The sequence below is a fragment of the Pantoea sp. B566 genome (assembly GCF_024793925.1).
Classification (GTDB): Bacteria; Pseudomonadota; Gammaproteobacteria; order Enterobacterales; family Enterobacteriaceae; genus Pantoea; species Pantoea ananatis.
The window spans coordinates 3,235,369-3,251,882 of sequence record NZ_JANUQL010000003.1 but is presented as its reverse complement, the minus strand read 5'-3'; the positions used below and the strand labels follow the sequence as shown (position 1 = coordinate 3,251,882).

18 protein-coding genes are annotated in these 16,514 nt (G+C 57.0%); 3 read left to right on the top strand and 15 right to left on the bottom strand.

Annotated features, from left to right (window positions below):
- Positions 1–284 precede the first annotated feature (284 nt).
- Together istA and istB are read left to right on the top strand one after the other, a co-directional pair.
- Positions 285–1,814 (top strand): IS21 family transposase, encoded by a 1,530-nt coding sequence (istA, locus tag NYE92_RS16825; RefSeq protein ID WP_259019212.1) that lies wholly within the window; start codon positions 285–287, stop codon positions 1,812–1,814.
- Between the two features lie 10 nt (positions 1,815–1,824).
- Positions 1,825–2,568, top strand: a complete 744-nt coding sequence (gene istB / locus NYE92_RS16820) for an IS21-like element helper ATPase IstB (RefSeq protein WP_191923888.1) — start codon at positions 1,825–1,827, stop codon at positions 2,566–2,568.
- A gap of 175 nt (positions 2,569–2,743) precedes the next feature.
- On the opposite strand, the gene NYE92_RS16815 is transcribed toward istB, so the two are convergent.
- The 9 genes from NYE92_RS16815 to NYE92_RS16775 are packed head-to-tail and all read right to left on the bottom strand — an operon-like array spanning position 2,744 to position 10,179.
- The gene (locus NYE92_RS16815; protein WP_259019211.1) at positions 2,744–3,505 is read right to left on the bottom strand and encodes a TIGR03747 family integrating conjugative element membrane protein; all 762 of its coding nucleotides are present in this window, start codon (positions 3,503–3,505) and stop codon (positions 2,744–2,746) included.
- The gene (traD, locus tag NYE92_RS16810; RefSeq protein WP_259019210.1) at positions 3,492–5,606 is read right to left on the bottom strand and encodes a type IV conjugative transfer system coupling protein TraD; all 2,115 of its coding nucleotides are present in this window, start codon (positions 5,604–5,606) and stop codon (positions 3,492–3,494) included. The genes NYE92_RS16815 and traD overlap by 14 nt, the downstream gene beginning before the upstream one ends.
- Positions 5,603–6,397, bottom strand: coding sequence for a hypothetical protein (locus tag NYE92_RS16805; protein ID WP_259019209.1), 795 nt, complete (start codon positions 6,395–6,397; stop codon positions 5,603–5,605). The genes traD and NYE92_RS16805 overlap by 4 nt, the downstream gene beginning before the upstream one ends.
- Positions 6,394–6,849, bottom strand: a complete 456-nt coding sequence (locus tag NYE92_RS16800) for a hypothetical protein (RefSeq protein ID WP_259019208.1) — start codon at positions 6,847–6,849, stop codon at positions 6,394–6,396. The genes NYE92_RS16805 and NYE92_RS16800 overlap by 4 nt, the downstream gene beginning before the upstream one ends.
- Before the next feature lie 10 nt (positions 6,850–6,859).
- Positions 6,860–7,492: a restriction endonuclease gene (locus tag NYE92_RS16795; protein WP_259019507.1), complete on the bottom strand. Its 633-nt coding sequence runs from the start codon at positions 7,490–7,492 to the stop codon at positions 6,860–6,862.
- Positions 7,492–8,022, bottom strand: a complete 531-nt coding sequence (locus tag NYE92_RS16790) for an integrating conjugative element protein (RefSeq protein ID WP_259019207.1) — start codon at positions 8,020–8,022, stop codon at positions 7,492–7,494. The genes NYE92_RS16795 and NYE92_RS16790 overlap by 1 nt, the downstream gene beginning before the upstream one ends.
- The gene (locus tag NYE92_RS16785) at positions 8,019–8,636 is read right to left on the bottom strand and encodes a transglycosylase SLT domain-containing protein (protein WP_259019206.1); all 618 of its coding nucleotides are present in this window, start codon (positions 8,634–8,636) and stop codon (positions 8,019–8,021) included. The genes NYE92_RS16790 and NYE92_RS16785 overlap by 4 nt, the downstream gene beginning before the upstream one ends.
- Complete coding sequence (locus NYE92_RS16780; protein WP_259019205.1) at positions 8,615–9,328, bottom strand: TIGR03759 family integrating conjugative element protein; 714 nt, start codon at positions 9,326–9,328, stop codon at positions 8,615–8,617. The genes NYE92_RS16785 and NYE92_RS16780 overlap by 22 nt, the downstream gene beginning before the upstream one ends.
- An 11-nt stretch (positions 9,329–9,339) precedes the next feature.
- Positions 9,340–10,179 carry a plasmid transfer protein gene (locus NYE92_RS16775; protein WP_259019204.1) on the bottom strand — a complete coding sequence of 280 codons (840 nt, stop codon included), beginning with the start codon at positions 10,177–10,179 and terminating at the stop codon, positions 9,340–9,342.
- 202 nt (positions 10,180–10,381) lie between these two features.
- On the opposite strand from NYE92_RS16775, the gene NYE92_RS16770 reads away from it, so the two are divergent.
- Positions 10,382–10,579 (top strand): hypothetical protein, encoded by a 198-nt coding sequence (locus NYE92_RS16770; RefSeq protein WP_024472528.1) that lies wholly within the window; start codon positions 10,382–10,384, stop codon positions 10,577–10,579.
- Positions 10,580–10,634: 55 nt separating this feature from the next.
- Here the strand turns inward: NYE92_RS16770 and pilV are convergent, their stop codons facing one another.
- The 6 genes from pilV to NYE92_RS16740 are packed head-to-tail and all read right to left on the bottom strand — an operon-like array spanning position 10,635 to position 16,508.
- On the bottom strand, positions 10,635–12,068 hold the full coding sequence (gene pilV, locus NYE92_RS16765; RefSeq protein ID WP_259019203.1) for a shufflon system plasmid conjugative transfer pilus tip adhesin PilV: 1,434 nt from the start codon (positions 12,066–12,068) through the stop codon (positions 10,635–10,637).
- 5 nt (positions 12,069–12,073) lie between these two features.
- On the bottom strand, positions 12,074–12,760 hold the full coding sequence (locus tag NYE92_RS16760) for a potassium transporter TrkH (protein ID WP_259019202.1): 687 nt from the start codon (positions 12,758–12,760) through the stop codon (positions 12,074–12,076).
- Entirely contained in the window at positions 12,757–13,242 is a 486-nt protein-coding gene (locus tag NYE92_RS16755; RefSeq protein ID WP_105082909.1) for a lytic transglycosylase domain-containing protein, read from the bottom strand. Before NYE92_RS16755 ends, NYE92_RS16760 begins: the two co-directional genes overlap by 4 nt.
- A 4-nt stretch (positions 13,243–13,246) precedes the next feature.
- Positions 13,247–13,831: a type 4 pilus major pilin gene (locus tag NYE92_RS16750; RefSeq protein WP_259019201.1), complete on the bottom strand. Its 585-nt coding sequence runs from the start codon at positions 13,829–13,831 to the stop codon at positions 13,247–13,249.
- Positions 13,832–13,840: 9 nt separating this feature from the next.
- Positions 13,841–14,956 carry a type II secretion system F family protein gene (locus NYE92_RS16745; RefSeq protein WP_259019200.1) on the bottom strand — a complete coding sequence of 372 codons (1,116 nt, stop codon included), beginning with the start codon at positions 14,954–14,956 and terminating at the stop codon, positions 13,841–13,843.
- Positions 14,946–16,508 (bottom strand): GspE/PulE family protein, encoded by a 1,563-nt coding sequence (locus tag NYE92_RS16740; RefSeq protein ID WP_259019198.1) that lies wholly within the window; start codon positions 16,506–16,508, stop codon positions 14,946–14,948. The genes NYE92_RS16745 and NYE92_RS16740 overlap by 11 nt, the downstream gene beginning before the upstream one ends.
- Positions 16,509–16,514: the final 6 nt, after the last annotated feature.

Here is a 16,514-nt window from a genome sequence, read left to right as displayed (position 1 = left end):
AAAAAAAGGCCTGCAGCAGCGCAGGCCCTCCGGGTGCATATTCCGCTCCAAACCGATCATTTATTCCGATGTAACCCGATCGCACTTTCCGATTTAATCCGACCACGGATTCCGATTTGTTCCGGCCAGATTTGGCCATCCGTCGGAATCCGTGATCCTGGCTCCGGAATCCGTGATCGGATTGTCGGAATCAGTGATCCTGTCGTCGGAATCCCGCGCTTTTCACTTTGAAAACAATGGACAACACTTTCTCCTGATAATCCATCTTCCGGAGACGTGTCGCCATGGCAAGACTGAGAACGCGGATGAGTAAAATTAAAGAACTGCTGCGCCTGAAATTTGACTGTCACCTGCCAAACAGGAGCATCTCAGCCTGTCTGAATATCGGGTGTAGCACCGTATCTGATGTGGTCACCCGCTTCAGGGGGAGCCAGCTGGCGTGGCCCCAGCCGGAAGGAATGACGGAATCACAACTCGAAGCGGTGCTCTATACCGGACGCGCCAGCGACAGCCATAAACGGATGCCGGACTTCCCGCTGTGCCATCAGGAACTTAAGCGTAAAGGGATGACCAAAATCCTGCTCTGGCAGGAATATCAACAGGAAGCCGGTGAAAACGCCTACGGGTACAGCCAGTTCTGTAGCCTCTATGGTGAATGGCTGAAGTTACAAAAGCGCAGCATGCGCCAGCATCATGTCGCCGGTGAGAAGCTGTACCTCGACTTCTGCGGGCCGACGATCCCGGTTATCAATCCGGATACGGGGGAGGTCCGGCAGGCGCAGATCTTCGTGGCCACGCTCGGTGCCTCGAACTACACCTATGTTGAAGCCTGTGAAAACCAGCGTCAGGAAAGCTGGCTGATGGCCCATGTCAGGGCGTTCGAGTTCTTCGGCGGCGTTCCTCAACTTCTTGTGCCGGACAATCTGAAAGCGGCGGTCAGCCATGCGGACCGCTATGAACCAGTACTGAACGAGAACTACCGTAAGCTGGCCCGGCACTACAACACGGCAGTGATCCCGGCCCGGCCGCGCAAACCCAGAGACAAACCCAAGGTTGAAAATGCCGTTCTGGTCGTGGAGCGCTGGATCCTGATGCGGTTGCGCCATGAAGTGTTCCATACGCTGGCCGCGCTGAATCTGGCCATCAGTGAGCTGTTGCAGGATCTCAATGAGCGGCCGTTCCGTCGGTTACCGGGTTGCCGGAAAAGCCAGTACGAGCAACTGGATAAGCCCGCACTGAAGGCTCTCCCGCCATACCGGTATGAATACGTTGATATCCGCCGGGCAAAGGTCGGTCCGGACTATCACGTGCTGTACGGCAAACATGCCTACTCCGTCCCTCACGCGCTGGTTGGCAGCCATATCGATATCGAGGCAGGTGCCCGACTTGTTCGCCTCTATCACCGGGGAATACTGGTTGCCCAGCATCCACGGGCTCAGCAACAGGGCGGCTTCACCACGCAGGCAGAACATATGCCGGAGTCGCACCGCCAGCAACGATGGACCCCGGACAGGCTGCTGTCCTGGGGAGAAAGCATCGGCAGTGCCACCCGCGCCGTGGTGGCCTGGCACCTGCACCATCGCGCGCATCCGGAACAGGCTTACCGGACCTGCCTGGGGCTGCTCAATCTCAGCCGTGAATATGGCGATGCCCGGCTGGAGAATGCCTGCCAGCAGGCGCTGTTGCTGGAGCGACCATGGCGGCAGGTGATCCTGAATCTGCTGACCAACCACCGGGACCGGCAGAAAGACGAAGCGCCGGATGAATCGCCTGTAGAGCACAGCAATGTACGCGGTGCCGGGTACTACCACTGAGGAAACAATAATGCACAACAACCTGCTGGAACAGATACGGGCCCTGCGGCTGGGGCACGTCAGTAACGCGCTGGAACTGCAATGGTCACAGCCCATGACCTACACCTCGCTGAGCTTCGAGGAACGTCTGGGGCTCCTGCTGGAGCATGAACTGCTGCAGCGTGAGGTCTCGAAGGTCAACCGGCTGCGGAGGCAGTCAAAACTGAGGCTGGATGCGCAGCCTTCACAACTTGACTACCGCCCGGAACGGGGGCTGAACCGGCAGCTGCTGGTACAGCTGCTGACAGGCGCTTATGTTCACCGTCATGAAAATGTGCTGATCACCGGGCCAACCGGATGTGGCAAAACGTACGTTGCCTGTGCCCTGGGTGAGCAGGCCTGCCAGCAGCATATGCAGGTGGCGTACTACCGACTGACGCGACTGCTTGATGACCTGAATATCGGGCATGCCGACGGGAGTTACCAGAAACAGCTTCTGCAGTTATCGAAGAAAGAGCTGCTGATCCTTGATGACTGGGGCCTTGAGAAACTGAACACCCGGCAGTCCTCAGACCTGCTGGAAGTGATGGAAGACAGATACCAGCGTGGAAGCACGATAATCATCAGCCAGTTACCGGTGAGTGAATGGTACAAACTGGTGGGTAACCCGACGGTTGCCGATGCGCTGATGGACCGGCTTCTGCATAACGGACATCGCGTTGAGCTGAGAGGTGAATCAATGCGTAAACTGGCGCAAACCGATCAGACGGGTTAAAAACTAAAGTAAGAAATAACCAGCGCGGGAAGCGCGATCGAAATCGCCGGAATCACTGACCGGAATCATCGGAATACGCAGTTCTGGGCATGGACCTCTGAATCCTCTTTTTAGCCTTAAAAAAAGGCCTGCAGCAGCGCAGGCCCTCCGGGCACATCCCCCGCAACCACACACATCACAGATACTTTTTGAACGACGCCGTCACAACAGCCAGTACGCCACCAACCAGCAGCGCAGAGGGCAGCAAAAACAGATTTGGCCAGACCGCTGTCGGCCATGCCAGATACAGCATGCAGGGGCCGTACAGTGCAGGCTTAACGAAGCGTTTTGCATGGTGATAGACAAAACTTGATTCGTATCCCGCCCCGTAGCGACGCAGGTCACGCCTGACCAGTCCCTCAACGATACCGGTGATGATGACCAGCCCGAACAGCGGGATACTGAGAAACAGGATCATCACGCGGATAAAGAAAATCAGCGTCACCCAGAGCGTGGCCTGCAGATACTCTCCCAGCCAGCTGATGAGGGATGCGCCAAAGCCGTTCAGGGCCGGAATGAGACCGCTCCCTTTCCGGCTCGTTTCCCTGAAAGAGGCCAGCCAGTGGCTGAATCCGCTGTCCACAAACAGCCAGTGCCAGGCGGCCTGAACCCAGCGGGTGATGGTTTCCACCGGCGTGGCCATCAGCAGGCTTCGGGTATACCCCGAAGACAGCCAGTGGCTTTCGGCCAGCATCACCTGATAGCTGTGCGCCGCGCCCTCGTCCGGCCAGAGGAATGTCATGCACGCATATTCAACACCCAGGCTGACGAACAACGAACCAATCAGGATGCCGATGATGCTCAGCGGCATGTCCCACAGCAGCAGCGTAAAAGGGCCCGGGTGTCTGTGTTTCGCGGGAGCGCTCTGCCGGGTATTTCCGCCGTCATTCTGGGACATGAAGGCCTCCCGGGATACCGGCGTCGCCACCCGTCCACCAGGATTCGCCGCTGTGGTAGTTTTTCTCCATCGTGTCAGCCAGCTGCTTCAGACTCGCTGGCATAAAGCGGTCGTTGTCGTCGCTGACCGGCAGCGGCATACGGATTTTCCACAACCTTCCGCCTTCCAGCAGGGCAAAGGCCTGACCTTTCGGCAGATTGATGATGTCAGACGGACTTATCATCGGCACCTTAACCAGCGTCACCTGATCGTTAACGTTACTGTTGAAGTCCGTGCCTTCACCCGGGCGGGAGACGTCGGTCACACCTGACGTCAGGGTTTTCTGGTAGACCCCCACTTCAGGTAACTGGTCGGTCATCAGCATGGCCGTGTTTTTTTCGCGAACCCGGAGCATGACAAGTGAGTTAAAGTTACCGATGACCTGGCTGGCTTTGGCCGCATTCCCGATCCGGGCCTCAATGTCGGAAAGCGTCTGCGTATAGGCCGTAACCTGAAAGCCGGCACCGCCGCCCTTGTTGATGAGCGGAATAAATTCGTCCCCCATCAGCTCGTTAAACTCGTCGCAGTGCAGGTTGATGACGGCCTTACCAGCTTTTTTTTCTCCCTCATCGCCCAGACCAAACTTATAGATGTGCCCGCCTTCAGAGACCAGGTCGGCAAACATGCTGTTACCCACGGCGGCAGCCACTACCGGGTCAGACAGTGCATCAAGGCCGACGTAGACCACACCGCGTGACTTGATGATGTTGTGCCAGTCGAGTATCGGACGTGGGTCGCTGAGATCGTTGTAATCAGGTGCCAGAAGCGCGGCAGTCTTGCCCGTGGTGAGTTTTTCCAGCAGCGGCAGCAGCGAGGCCACGATTTTGTCGAAATACGTCCGGTCATACTGCACAGCACTGCGCAGGCCATCGAGGACCGGGTCCCAGAGCTTTTTACCCTCAGGACTGCCGAGCACCTGCTCAGACGCCCAGATTTTCTTGCCGTTATCCCGCCCCTGGAGGTGTCGTGGCAGATCTCTGTCTGCTAACGGGAGCGCTATCTTAGCCTGCATCGAAGCGACCAGCTCTGGAGCCTTTTCGCTCAGCAGATTATCGACATAGGTCTCATACAACTCGCCGATGTTGGTGACGTAACGCAGGATCAGGCTGTAATCCGGACGCTGGCCAAGGGCAACCAGCGCACGGGTAATGATGTTGACGAACCGCCAGGCAAACTCACGGAAGGCGGCAGAGTTTCCCTCGCCGGAGAGCTGACCCGCGACGCGCGACGCCACCTCGGAGATACGGCTGAAACGACCGACTGCGTTATATCGGGCGCTGATGTCCGGCCAGCCCAGATGGAACACCCAGAAGTTGTCCTGACGGCCGGCGCGGTGCGATTCGGCATACATACGCCGCAGCAGGTCTGCGTCACCTTTGGGGTCAAAAACAATAACCACTTCAAATTCGCCTGCGGCGTTGCGTCTGCGGATATCCTGCGTGATGAGCAGCTCCGCCAGGCGGGTTTTACCGACGCGGGTGGTGCCCATGACCAGCATGTGACCCACGCGCTCGCCCAGGTCAGACATGACGTTAACCTCGTCAGGCTCGACCCCGTGATAAACGGAACTGCCGCCGACCGGCGGCAGCGGCCGGAACGGGTTTAAGGCAGAGTCGGCCGACGTCATCCGGCACAGCCACGGCAGGCTGTACTCCATCTTTTTTTCCAGCTCGCGTGCCAGGCGGTACATGACGGAGGGCTGGACGTAGATTTCGCATTCAGGACGGCGGGCCTCCATCAGCCGCTGCGTGTGCCGGGGAGACCACTGAAAACCTTTGCCGAGGAACAGATGCCTGCGGCTCACCGGTATCTGGTCACTGGTCAGCGCATAGCGGGAAAGGCGACGTATATTGCGCCGGTAGCGCAGTATTTTTAATCCCTGAGAAGTGCGCTTCAGCGCCAGCACGCCAAAGCCCGCAGCAGTCACCCAGCTTACCGAGGGCGCCAGCGCAACAGACCAGGGCGCAGTCAGGCAGATAAACGTGGCGCTGCCGGCAACGGTTGCTGAATACAGCTCGACGGCTGGACGGAGCAGCGACTCCATGACATAGCGATCGCTCATAAATCTCTCCTGCCAGACAGCCAGCTGAAAACACCCTTACGCTCAGCCATGCGTCGTTCACGCCAGAGCCTGAGCGCAACCAGCAGCTCAATGCCCTCAGCAGGATCAGTAATTTCACGGGCTTCGCTTACAGCTCTGACAGCCGGATTTTGCTCATAACGCCGGCTCCACGAGCCGGTGCTGAAATAAAGAGAGGTGGAATAAATGTCTGTTTTCCAGCCAGGATTACTCTCTCTGCAGCGGTGAACGCGATTAACGCTCAGGTCCATGAAAAAACCCTGCGCCGTGTGCAGACTCAGCTCTTCCCTGAGGGCGAGAAACACGTCAAGAAGCGGCAGATTGAACTCATAATGATTCAGTTGCACACCGTGCAGATACGACTTTCCCAGGTAGTCAAACAGAAATCGTGCCAGGGCGGCACGGTGATTACCGTCTGCGCCAACATACCAGTCAATGCCGTTGTAGCTGTTAAAACACATTGCGGGCTGTTTTGCTGCTATCTCAGAATAGTAAGACGTGTAGCACTCATAGTAAGCCTGATTGCTCTCAATGAGGGCAAGGTTACTGGCCATATGTTTGCCCTGGTGCAGAAACTCAGACCAGCTGAGGCCCTGATAATTCGGATGCGATGTGCCTTTGATGCAGAAGACGTTGATCGTGCCGGATTCCGTCCAGTGATGCCGTGTGAGAAAACCAGCGTACTGATAAAGCAGTGTGTCATCCCAGGCTTCGATAAGCTCGCCTGCCCAGTGTGGCGGATTTGCGTCAATTTTCGACAGAAATTCGCTCACGGCTCTGCCCTCTGTTTAAAGGGTAAGGCACTACCGGATGCCTGGCCTCTGCCACTTTTATATATAAAGCCACATGCTCTCCCAAACTCCCGGTTATATTCCTGGCGTAAACAAAGCAGCACGTCGGTCATAAAGCTCAGCAGGATGAATGCCAGCCAAATATAAGCTAACTGGTGAAATACCCTGATCACCCCGTGAGTCACAATATCAGGTGTAAACAGCGGATTCGTCAGCATGAGAACCGGAATGAGGGTAGTTACGACGGCCGCCAATGCTGTAAAACACATCAGGGGCCACAGAATCACGATTTTAAGCAGGTAAAGGAAGAGAAAGGCCAACGATACCAGCAGCCAGAGTAAAGAGCTCATGATGAATGAGAGTGCGTTATTTATCCCCACAGACTGAAGTAGATTACTGACAGCTGTTGGCACAGTTTTCAGAAATAGGCGCATGACGGGTTCCTTACGGAGGTGTTGAGGTGGACGAAGAGCGGGCCTGTGACGACAGCTGTCGGACGTTGTCGCTGAAATCCAGCCAGCGCCGGTCGCCGGCAAGCAGCTGAAGCAGGCGCTGGCCGCTGATGAGAATGACTAACGGGCAGCGCCTGAAAGCATCATGGCTGCTCAGGCCGGTGCGACCGGTATGAATAAACAGCCCTCGGGACTGTTCCTGAACGGCCAGCAGGCCGAAGGCGGCAACGTGTTGTGCGTTTATGGTGGAGCCGTAGCGCTTCGCCTGAATCAGCCAGCGCTGGCCGGCTATCCAGACCTGACCGTCCATACCGCCGTCTCCGCTGTAGCGGGCATTGCGTTTGATACGAAACCCCTGGCGGGATAATGCCGTCAGCAACATCTCCTCAAACACATAGGGATTCATTTTGCGCAGCCAGACCATGCGGGCAGCATCGTCACGCAGCTGCGGCAGGCGGGAGAGTGCTGATGCAGCGCGTTTCTGATAAAGGCAGTGACGACGCGCACTGGCGCTCCTGAGACAGAAAGGCGAAAGCAGACACACCAGAACAAGGGCCAGCGCCACAGCGACCGCAACCTTTAACGGATGTCCCCTTACCAGCTCCGCAATAACAGACACCGGTATCACTGTGACAGCCCCTTTTCGGTAATCAGCACGGGGTAATGGACCAGGTGCAGACGGCGGGCAAGGTCACCGCCGCTGACCGGCACCATTTCAGTTGACGGCGCCAGCGCACGAAGCGCGCTCAGAGCAGCCGTGTCTTTCACGCTCACGACCATGCCTGTGGCATGCATCTGACCGAGCGCTGCCGCATGCTGTGAAAGCCACTGTCTGGACAGGCTGTCGTCGCCCACAACAAACACCGGCGGCATGCCTGAAAGCTCAAGCGGCTGAGGGGTTACTGGCCCCGGGCTCATTTCCGGCGTGCTGACGGGCAGCATGTCGGATATGGACAGCGACTCTGGCGGTGCTGCAGGCACGGAGGGTGCACCGGCAACAGCATCTTTGTCAGCGTTAATGGCATCAAAGTACGGCGCTGTGGGCTCACCACCCAGGTCACCAACCACAACCAGCGCCGCGCTGGCCCCCGTGACGACGGAGAGCAGGCACGCGCTGAACAGAGCATTCCGGATAAAGCAGTTGCGTTTCATCATTTCGGTTCGATCCAGGCAAGGGTGTTACTGGCGAGCTCGACCGGCGTGACAGACTGTGCACCGGATGACACCGGGGCAATCTGGCCAAGCTTGCGGCGGACGATGGCGATGTAGGTCTGCGCTTCTTTACCGCCGGCAGGATGGTGATAACAGCCAGCCGCGTTTAACCAGCTGCCGGGACGCGCTTCGTAACAGGCCCGGAGTATGCGGGCGGCGGCACGGAGGTTGAGATACGGGTCAAAGGCGTCGCGGTAAGTCGGAAAAAAATGCCCGTTCCAGCCCAGGTTGACCTGAGCCACGCCGACATCGATGTTCTTCAGTGGCCAGCGCTGCATGAACCCCAGCAGCGCGGTAAAGGCCGCTTCACGCGTTTCATAGTGATAACCCCGGCCGGCTACGTTGATGGTCCACGGCCAGGGTTTTGTACCCCATGCGGTTTTGCGGGTGCTCTCTGCCATAGCCAGCGAATACAGCGACTCCGCCGGCACGCGTTCTGCTGCCGCTATCTGCCGGTAGGCATCCGGAATGACCTGGCGGCTGTCAGCCGCACTGCAGGCGCAGCTGACAAGGCAGACCACTACGGCCGCTTTTTTCAGTACGCCGCAACCTGCCATCCGGTCTCCCCCTGCTGCAGAATGACCGGCATCTGCCCCATGCCGTACCTGAACCACAGGCCATTGTCGTGATTAAGCGTTATCTGACGACTGCGGACTTTTTCTACCGGAATGTTGTGCTTAACGGCCCAGGCACGCAGGCCGTCATCGCTGTCGATGCCTACCAGATACAGGTCTACGGGGCGGTTATCAGCCAGAACGGCGGCAAGGCGCGCATCACAGCGTGAGCAGTCCTCCTTAAGGAACAGCGCCAGGCGACCCTGCGTGTCGTGCGCAATGCCGGCCGCGTTGGCGCCCATGTTTACCGCCAGCGTTTCCGGATAGAGGCGAAGCCAGGCCGCGTTAACGTCACGCTGAAAAGCGAGCTCCTTCTCGGTTCGCTGATATTCGTGTTTTACCCATAACTCAGCCAGACGCCGGCGTTCCGCGCTGTTATCGGTTTCCACACCGAGCGCCGTAAGCGGGTCCAGACCCGGTGACATGATCCCGCGCTCACCCTTCATCAGCGTCTGATAACGGCTCCAGTCGCTGTCAGATAACCCCCACTGCTGGGCCTGCTGCTGAGTGCTCAGACTGGAAGAGGTGTTTTCCTGAAGCGGTGCCACACGGCTGTTAACTGCAGGCGTCTGCGCTGTGGATGCCAGCGCCCAGAGCGGCAGTAATATGAGAACTGCGGTCAGTGTTTTTTTCATGAGTTGTCCTTTTACTGAACCTGAAGACGAACGGCATTGCCGTTGACGCTGAACAGCGCCGCGTTGCCCTCAAGCTCACGCAGGGTCCAGCCCATAAAGCCGTCCCCGGGTGAGAGAAGGCGCATTGAGGAAATCACGGTGACGCCACGGGGAATGACGACGGCGAAGGTCTGGCCGCCGCGACGTTCGATGCCGGTCAGCTCAAACGGTGCAGCCGGCATCACCACGTGCCGGACTGACCGTTTAGCCTTTTTTGGCGAGGACACTGCCCTCTGAGACGGCTGCGGCTTTGCATTTTCGGGCTCAGGGGCTTTTTGCGTGGCCACGGCCTGTTGTTTCAACGCATCGATGGCTGAGGCCGACGTCTGAACCTCCTGACGTAACTGACCCAGCTGTTGCTGCAGTTGTTCAACAGACTGCTGATCGGAGAGGCTCGCATCGCTGAGCTGATTCACACGGGTGCTGAGTTTCAGCTGTTCAGTCGACATCGAGGTGACTTTGTCCTGCACCGGCGCAAGCGCTGACACCTGTTTTTCCAGCGTTTTCAGCTTTTCCTGCATGATGGTAACGTTCGAAGACAACTGGCCAATCTCGCCGCTGCGGAAAGCGGCATCCAGGGTGTTAACCCGGATAGTCAGGTTCGACACGCGCACAAGCAGTAACGATGATGCCGTCAGGGTGCCGAGGAGAGCGATAACCACAATGGCAGCACAACCCTGACGCAACCGTCGCCGTATGTCGGGCGGCCTTTTTTCAGATGCTGGCGAAGAAACAACGGACTCATCTGTTGTGACGCAGGCCCCCGATACGGGCGCAACCAGTTCATCAGGTGAGGCATGGGAAAGTGACATCGGTGAATTCCTTATGGCTGCACAGCAGAACGGCCATAAGGTGCAAAATTAACGCAGCACTGGCGATGATTAACTCATCAGCCGCTTTCAAAGATTTATGAATCCGTTACAGGCTACTCAGGAGATTTAAATCTGACTGACGCAGCTTTACGGAATTTTTTGCAGGATAGCTCCGGTTGTTCAACAGCGAGGAGGAAGACACATGAAAGCGGGATTCCGTTTTGCAGCTCTGTGTATGTTCGTCACCTTTACCGCGATGGCCAGAGACATTCCGCATGTAAAGCCTCTGCCCTGGCACCGCAGCGGCTATACCGGCCATTCAGGTATAGCCGACACGGCAGAAACACCTGACGAACACATCAGAGAAGAGCAACCCCGGGTGTCCCGGTCAGCAGTATGAAACGCAGACCGCCAGAGGGCGGTCTTTTATTGCACGCCCGTTCTGTATACAGACATCACTGGTAAATGAAGCCGCTGAAGGCGCCCGGTGAACATCCGTATTCAGGTAAGGGGTTGGAAACGATGCTGAAGCTGGTATTAGCCGGCACCTCAAAACTGATAAACCCCATTTTTGCCCAGCCCGGATTATTATCGTGCGCCTGCGCAACATACTTACCTCCGGAGTAGCCAGTAAGATCGTAAGTGTTAGTGCAGTCACCACCATCCCCCACTTCTCTGTGGACAGTCGGGGAGCCGCCTGTAGCATAAACGGTTATGGTATAAGGCTGACCGTTATAGCCATTATACTGCCCCGTGATATAACCCAGGTCAGCATACTGGCCGGTTGATTTCATACCCACCCATTTACCATCTTTGCAGGAGAGTATGCCTCCACTCCAGTCGCGGCTGACCAGACCGTTTGGCCCGCATCCCGCACCGGGACTGTTTACCCCGTCAAGCTGAAGGACATCCCCAGTGGAGAGCCGGCCGTTTGACCTGACCGTTCCGCCCTGAAGCTGGCCGCCGGTGTATATGCTCTTATCGTTAACGGCGCGAACCCAGTCGTTATCCGACATGTAAAAACCGCCACCGTGCGCTTCATCCAGCCAGCCTTTACCGTCGCGGGTGATGAGCCAGCCACTGTTACTGCGAATATCGCCGTTCGCCGTGATGCTGCTGCCGGCAGACATGTTGCCGCGTGCGTTAACGTCCTGACCCGTTACGGTGCCGTTCGCCGTGACGTTGCTGCTGAAATTGCCGTTTGCCGCGTTCACATTGCCCGTATTGTTCAGGTCATTTCCGCCCATATCGATACTGGTATGCATGGTGTTGAGGTCCGGTTTGCCGTTTACCGCAAACCGGTACAACCGATCGCTTTCGGCACGGGATGCGCCCAGGTCGTCCGTAGTCAGAAGCGCCGCAATATGGCCGGGCGTGGTGCTGGCGTTAAACGTCTGAAGAGGTGCCGACCAGCCGCCCCGGGCGCCAGTGACGGTGCCCGCTGTATCGATGTAGCCGCCCATCCCCGCGTTAATACTGACGGCAATCTGATCCATGGCCATAAAGGGCAGCGGATTCCCGTTCTGCGTGTAAACCAGCGCCTGTAGCTGGTTATTCTGCGACGGATTACGCACCACAGAGGCAAGATAGAGCTGGCCGTAGTCGTTGTTTTCGGTAAATCCCGGCTCCAGAAAACCCGTGTTTTTCAGCATGGCCGGCGTCACCGTGACGGGCGCGGTCGACAACAGCGTATCGTAGTAGCGACCCGTGTAGCTTTTCACGGCCTGCGTGAACCGGGATGCCTGGGTGGCGCTCCTGAGCCAGTTTTGTCTCTCATTCCAGTCGCGTACCAGCGAACCGCCCCAGACGGACATATAAAGCACAACCATAAGCGCAATCCCTGTGCTGACTATGGCCCAGCCACGATCGTGAGATTTTTGAGCAGGCATGTTATTCACCAGACCACAATGGGTTGATAGAGCTGAATCAGGGTCACTGTCACGGCGCCCGCTGACAGCCATGGCCCCAGCGGACCGCCTTCGCCCGTGTGGCGTTTCGGCGCCTGCCAGAGTGTAAACATGACAACACCTGTTCCGATCGCCCAGCAGCCGTCTGAAAATCCAAGCCAGCCGGTGACAGCGCCAGCCAGCAACACGTCGCCCAGCGCAGGGTTTTCTCTGCCGTCGCGCATAATACTGAACTGCCGTAAGGCACCGACTATGACGAGGACGGCCAGGCAGGCAACTGCGTGACCCGCCAGGACAGACAACGCGGCGCCGGAACCTTCACTGACGGGCTTCCATAGTGAAGCCGCCAGCCCAGCCAGCAGACAACTGACGGTCATGTGTCGCGGCAGCAACCCCGTCAGGGCATCTGTCAGCGTCAGCCTGAAGAGAAACAGGATGAAAAAAAACGCCGGCAGTCGCTGTGAAAGCGGAGAGAGCATGACCACCGTGGCAGCCGCTGCAAACAGCCAGCAGACGGCAGCGGCGGTGACCTCTTGTTCACCCCGGTTACGGGGGAGGTAATACAGGCCGATGCTTTTACGGACGTGTGTGGCGATAAGGCTCAGCAATAAAAGAAACACAGGAAACAGCGCGGCAGTAAACTGCCAGGGCATACTCAGGGTCAGCATTGTCACAGTTTTATTCCCCGCTCTTTTAACAGCAGTTTCTTATAAATGGCATAAACGCGGTTGGCGTAGGACTCGCGGGTTTCATGCCGGTCTTTACGGAACCCGGCGTTGTACGACCCCAGGCAGTTCCAGCTGATGCCACAGACCTGAAAATGCGAGGCCAGAATCCAGGTGCCTATCTGCACGTTGAGGCAGGGTTTCGTCAGCAGATCCTGCGGACTGCTGATAAAGCCCTGGGCCACAAGCGACGGAATATGCGAAGAGTTCACCTGCATCAGTCCGTAATCCGTGCTCACAGCCCGCCCGGTTTTAGGGTCATGATTGATGTTGGTAACGCCCGGGCGGAGGCTGCTCTCGCCCGTCGCGATCGCTTTAATCAGAAGCGGATCAATATGGTATTTAGCACCCGCTGCGTCAAAGCAGAATGCCTGCGCGCGGGCACAAAACAGCGTCATAAACATCATCACAATCAGTACCGGGCGAGACATCACATCAGCCGTTATGGGTCACGACAATCGTGTTATTGCCGGTGCGTCCGCTGTCTGCGGTACAGGCCTGTGCGATTGTCTCAGAGCTGGCACCATCGCTGAAATCCGTGCTGTTGATAGTCAGCGTGTTGGAGGTGCCCGATGAGTTCATACCGGATGCAACATCAATACAGGCTGACTGCGGGAGGCTCTGGGTTGTCACTGAAAAGGCGTTGTTGTAACCATTGACCGCAACCGGGGCGATGACGACCTGACCACCGTAACTGTTTGTCAGGGAGGCAGTACCAGACGATGGCGTGCCGTGAACGGTATAACCGGAGGGTGCGAGATCTCTTTTGATAAGGGTGCCTGTCATGGAGGCACCGCTGGAATAATCGTATCCGTTACGTCCTTTAAGGGCCACGCCGTTGCTCAGCATGGTCTGCAGGCTGGTAACCTCAACGGCGGTGTCTTTTTTGTGCAAAAGTTTCCAGCCGGCGATTACCACAATGGTAATAACAAGGAGATAACCCAAGGCGATATAGCCCTGTTCACTAAAACCCCAGCCCCGGTCAGGGTGAATTTTTACGGTATTATTTGAAACAGACATGGCATGTCCTCAGCGAAGGTTAAAAGAGCCTGTATCCTGAAGTTGCATGACCATCAGAATGATGAGTGCAAAGAACCCCAGAATCATGAGCATTGAAAAAAATTTGGTCGTATTGGCCCTGCGGGCCACACGTTTCAGTGTCTGTTCAAGCCAGCGGTCGGCATAGTTGCTGATCATTTCGGCTGACCCCTTGCCGTCATCAAGCAGTGACAGGTAGTTAACAGCCTCACGACTGGGGAAGTCATAGCCGCTCTCACGCAGCGCCATGCCGAGAGAATGCCCCTCGCTCATGGCGTCCATGGCGGCCTCAATGCGTTCCTGCAGCCATGGGGGAGCAAAACCGTTGAGAAGCTCCAGTGCCTCAAGCTCAGGGACCCCGGCACCCAGAAGCGCACCGGTGTTCATCAGAAACACCGCCCCCTGAAGGTCTTTATACAAAGACCAGGGCAGAAAGTTATCGGCGATGCGGCGCAGGCTGCCGCGCCACCTGGGAAGGGACCACAGGCTGGCGACAAACAAAGCGGCAGCGGAACATGCTGTTGCAGGCCCCCACTGAGCGGTCCAGTCCGAAAGATCTTTCATGAAGCCCAGAGCCCCCGTCCAGCCTGCCGGGTCGGTAATGTTACTCAGCATCGGAACAAGCGCGAGGTTATTGACGCCCAGCAGCCCCCCGCCCAGTACAACCAGTACCAGCGGATAGACCGAAGCAAAAACCACCTGATTAAGGATGCGCTGTCGGGCTCTGATGAGTTTGTCTGCCTGTAACAGGGAAACAGGAATCCTCCCTGTCCGTATTCCCGCAGTGATTAGCGCGGCTTCTTCGTAAGGCACCCATATGGCCAGCACGTCGCTGAGCGACCGCCCCGGGGTGTTATCGCTGAGCCCTTCGAGACAGTCTTCGATCAGTTCCCGATAGGGATGCCACTTCTCACCAAAACTGGTGTGTACATCGCCAATCATTTTCAGGGAAATATCCAGCGGCTTGCGGTTTTCCAGCAGAAAACGCATGTTCTCGTAAAACACCTGACGGTGTGCGCCGGTGAAGGTCAGTCTCACGGCGTGATAACGGCATCGTTCAAAAAGGGACATGTCCCGCTCTGTCCTGAAACGCAGATTACGCGACATGAGACGCCTCGCTGTGCAGGTGTTCGTCTTCATCCAGGGGGCAAATCAGGTCAGCTTCCAGCGGATCGACCCTGCCTTCGGCAAGGTAGCGCATCAGGTGCATCAGGCGTGAGATGCCGCCCCGTTTGATCCAGTCCAGACGCGCAGCATCAGGCCCGTCTGACAGCCAGATTTTCATCAATCGGGCATCAGTGCGCATGACCTCTGCCACTGCGGCACGCCCTGTAACACCTTTACTGACAATCCGGCCGTTGAACGGAACGACCTTTCTGCAGCACTCACAACCTTCAGGGTTACGAAAGAAAAGCTGCTGTGGCGTGCAGACGCCTACAACGTTGCAGTATTTCTTCAGTCGCTCACGGGCCTCCGTGTTGAGCTCAGGCATTTTATCGGACCAGGAAATTTTGCATCTCTCGCAGAGCAGGGGCACCAGTCGCTGACCTATCAGCCCGACGATGAGGGAAGGGTCAGCCAGAAGACGGCGATCAATGCCGAAGAGCTCCATGCGCCGGAGGGCACCGATTGGGGTTTTGGTATGCAGCGTTGAGAAAAAAAGGTGGCCTGTCTCGCAGGCATAAATTGCTGCAAGGATGGAATAGAGGTCACGCATTTCACCCGTTCCCAGCGCATCCGGATCGAGTCGGAGCGAAGAGGCATTGCCGTTATTCCACGCCCTGCTGATGGCTTCGGGACTATTGTCATCGGGCATAACCTGCGTCTGAATGGCGCCGGGCATCAGGCCTTCGGTCGGGTTCTCAAGAGTGAGCAGCAGCTTTTTGCCGCCCGTCAGTTTCATCCACAGATCACAGAACGAGCGCATGCTGGCACTCTTGCCTGAGCCGGTTGGCCCCGTCAGAAGCACCATACCCGAGGGCAGGCGGAGCATCTGCATTACAATCCCGATTTGCCCGGGCAGGAAGCCAAGCTGAGGCAGCGTTGGCATATTTTTGCTGTCATCTGGGATCATACGCATGACGACAAACAGCCCGTCAGGCGTGGTGCGATGCTCATAACGTGCCCCGTATAACCCGGCCTGACGGGCAAACTTCGCGTCAACACGGCCCGACTGCTCACGCCCCATGTAAAAAGACTGTTCACGGACATCGCACATGGAAATGTATACCGTTGAGACGAGGGTAATTCCTTCTTCATCGGTGAGCTCATCAATCACCTCAAGCTCACCGTGGATGCGCATCCTGATAATGGTGAGTTTGCGGTCGGCGCTAATCTCAAAATGAATATCTGAGGAGTTAAGTTCATACGCGAGGCTGAAATAACTCAGCACCTTATCCTGGGAACGGCTGACGTCTTTTTTATCAAGGTCGTTTTCCGAGACAACCAGCCCCTGAGCAACAGCGCTTTCACGGCGCTGGCTGAGTTCACTGAGCGTAACGAATTCCGTTCTTGCGCCGGGGTGCTGTTTCGCCATATCCACGGCCCAGCGCTGTATGGCCGGGTCCTGACGGCGGTTTTTATCAATCAGCAGCGTGACACCCTGGGTCGGGTGTTGTTCTGCAAACACAAAGTCAGCAATTTCTTTAGCCGGTTTCATGGTCAC

What these genes read in the sequence shown, in the direction of transcription:
- istB (WP_191923888.1), top strand. Translation starts at nt 1,825, where the DNA reads ATGCACAACAACCTGCTGGAACAGATACGGGCCCTGCGGCTGGGGCAC.
- NYE92_RS16740 (WP_259019198.1), bottom strand. Translation starts at nt 16,508, where the DNA reads ATGAAACCGGCTAAAGAAATTGCTGACTTTGTGTTTGCAGAACAACAC.
- istA (WP_259019212.1), top strand. Translation starts at nt 285, where the DNA reads ATGGCAAGACTGAGAACGCGGATGAGTAAAATTAAAGAACTGCTGCGC.
- NYE92_RS16790 (WP_259019207.1), bottom strand. Translation starts at nt 8,022, where the DNA reads ATGATGAAACGCAACTGCTTTATCCGGAATGCTCTGTTCAGCGCGTGC.
- traD (WP_259019210.1), bottom strand. Translation starts at nt 5,606, where the DNA reads ATGAGCGATCGCTATGTCATGGAGTCGCTGCTCCGTCCAGCCGTCGAG.
- pilV (WP_259019203.1), bottom strand. Translation starts at nt 12,068, where the DNA reads ATGCCTGCTCAAAAATCTCACGATCGTGGCTGGGCCATAGTCAGCACA.
- NYE92_RS16785 (WP_259019206.1), bottom strand. Translation starts at nt 8,636, where the DNA reads ATGGCAGGTTGCGGCGTACTGAAAAAAGCGGCCGTAGTGGTCTGCCTT.
- NYE92_RS16815 (WP_259019211.1), bottom strand. Translation starts at nt 3,505, where the DNA reads ATGTCCCAGAATGACGGCGGAAATACCCGGCAGAGCGCTCCCGCGAAA.
- NYE92_RS16800 (WP_259019208.1), bottom strand. Translation starts at nt 6,849, where the DNA reads ATGCGCCTATTTCTGAAAACTGTGCCAACAGCTGTCAGTAATCTACTT.
- NYE92_RS16780 (WP_259019205.1), bottom strand. Translation starts at nt 9,328, where the DNA reads ATGAAAAAAACACTGACCGCAGTTCTCATATTACTGCCGCTCTGGGCG.
- NYE92_RS16750 (WP_259019201.1), bottom strand. Translation starts at nt 13,831, where the DNA reads ATGTCTGTTTCAAATAATACCGTAAAAATTCACCCTGACCGGGGCTGG.
- NYE92_RS16770 (WP_024472528.1), top strand. Translation starts at nt 10,382, where the DNA reads ATGAAAGCGGGATTCCGTTTTGCAGCTCTGTGTATGTTCGTCACCTTT.
- NYE92_RS16775 (WP_259019204.1), bottom strand. Translation starts at nt 10,179, where the DNA reads ATGTCACTTTCCCATGCCTCACCTGATGAACTGGTTGCGCCCGTATCG.
- NYE92_RS16755 (WP_105082909.1), bottom strand. Translation starts at nt 13,242, where the DNA reads ATGTCTCGCCCGGTACTGATTGTGATGATGTTTATGACGCTGTTTTGT.
- NYE92_RS16745 (WP_259019200.1), bottom strand. Translation starts at nt 14,956, where the DNA reads ATGTCGCGTAATCTGCGTTTCAGGACAGAGCGGGACATGTCCCTTTTT.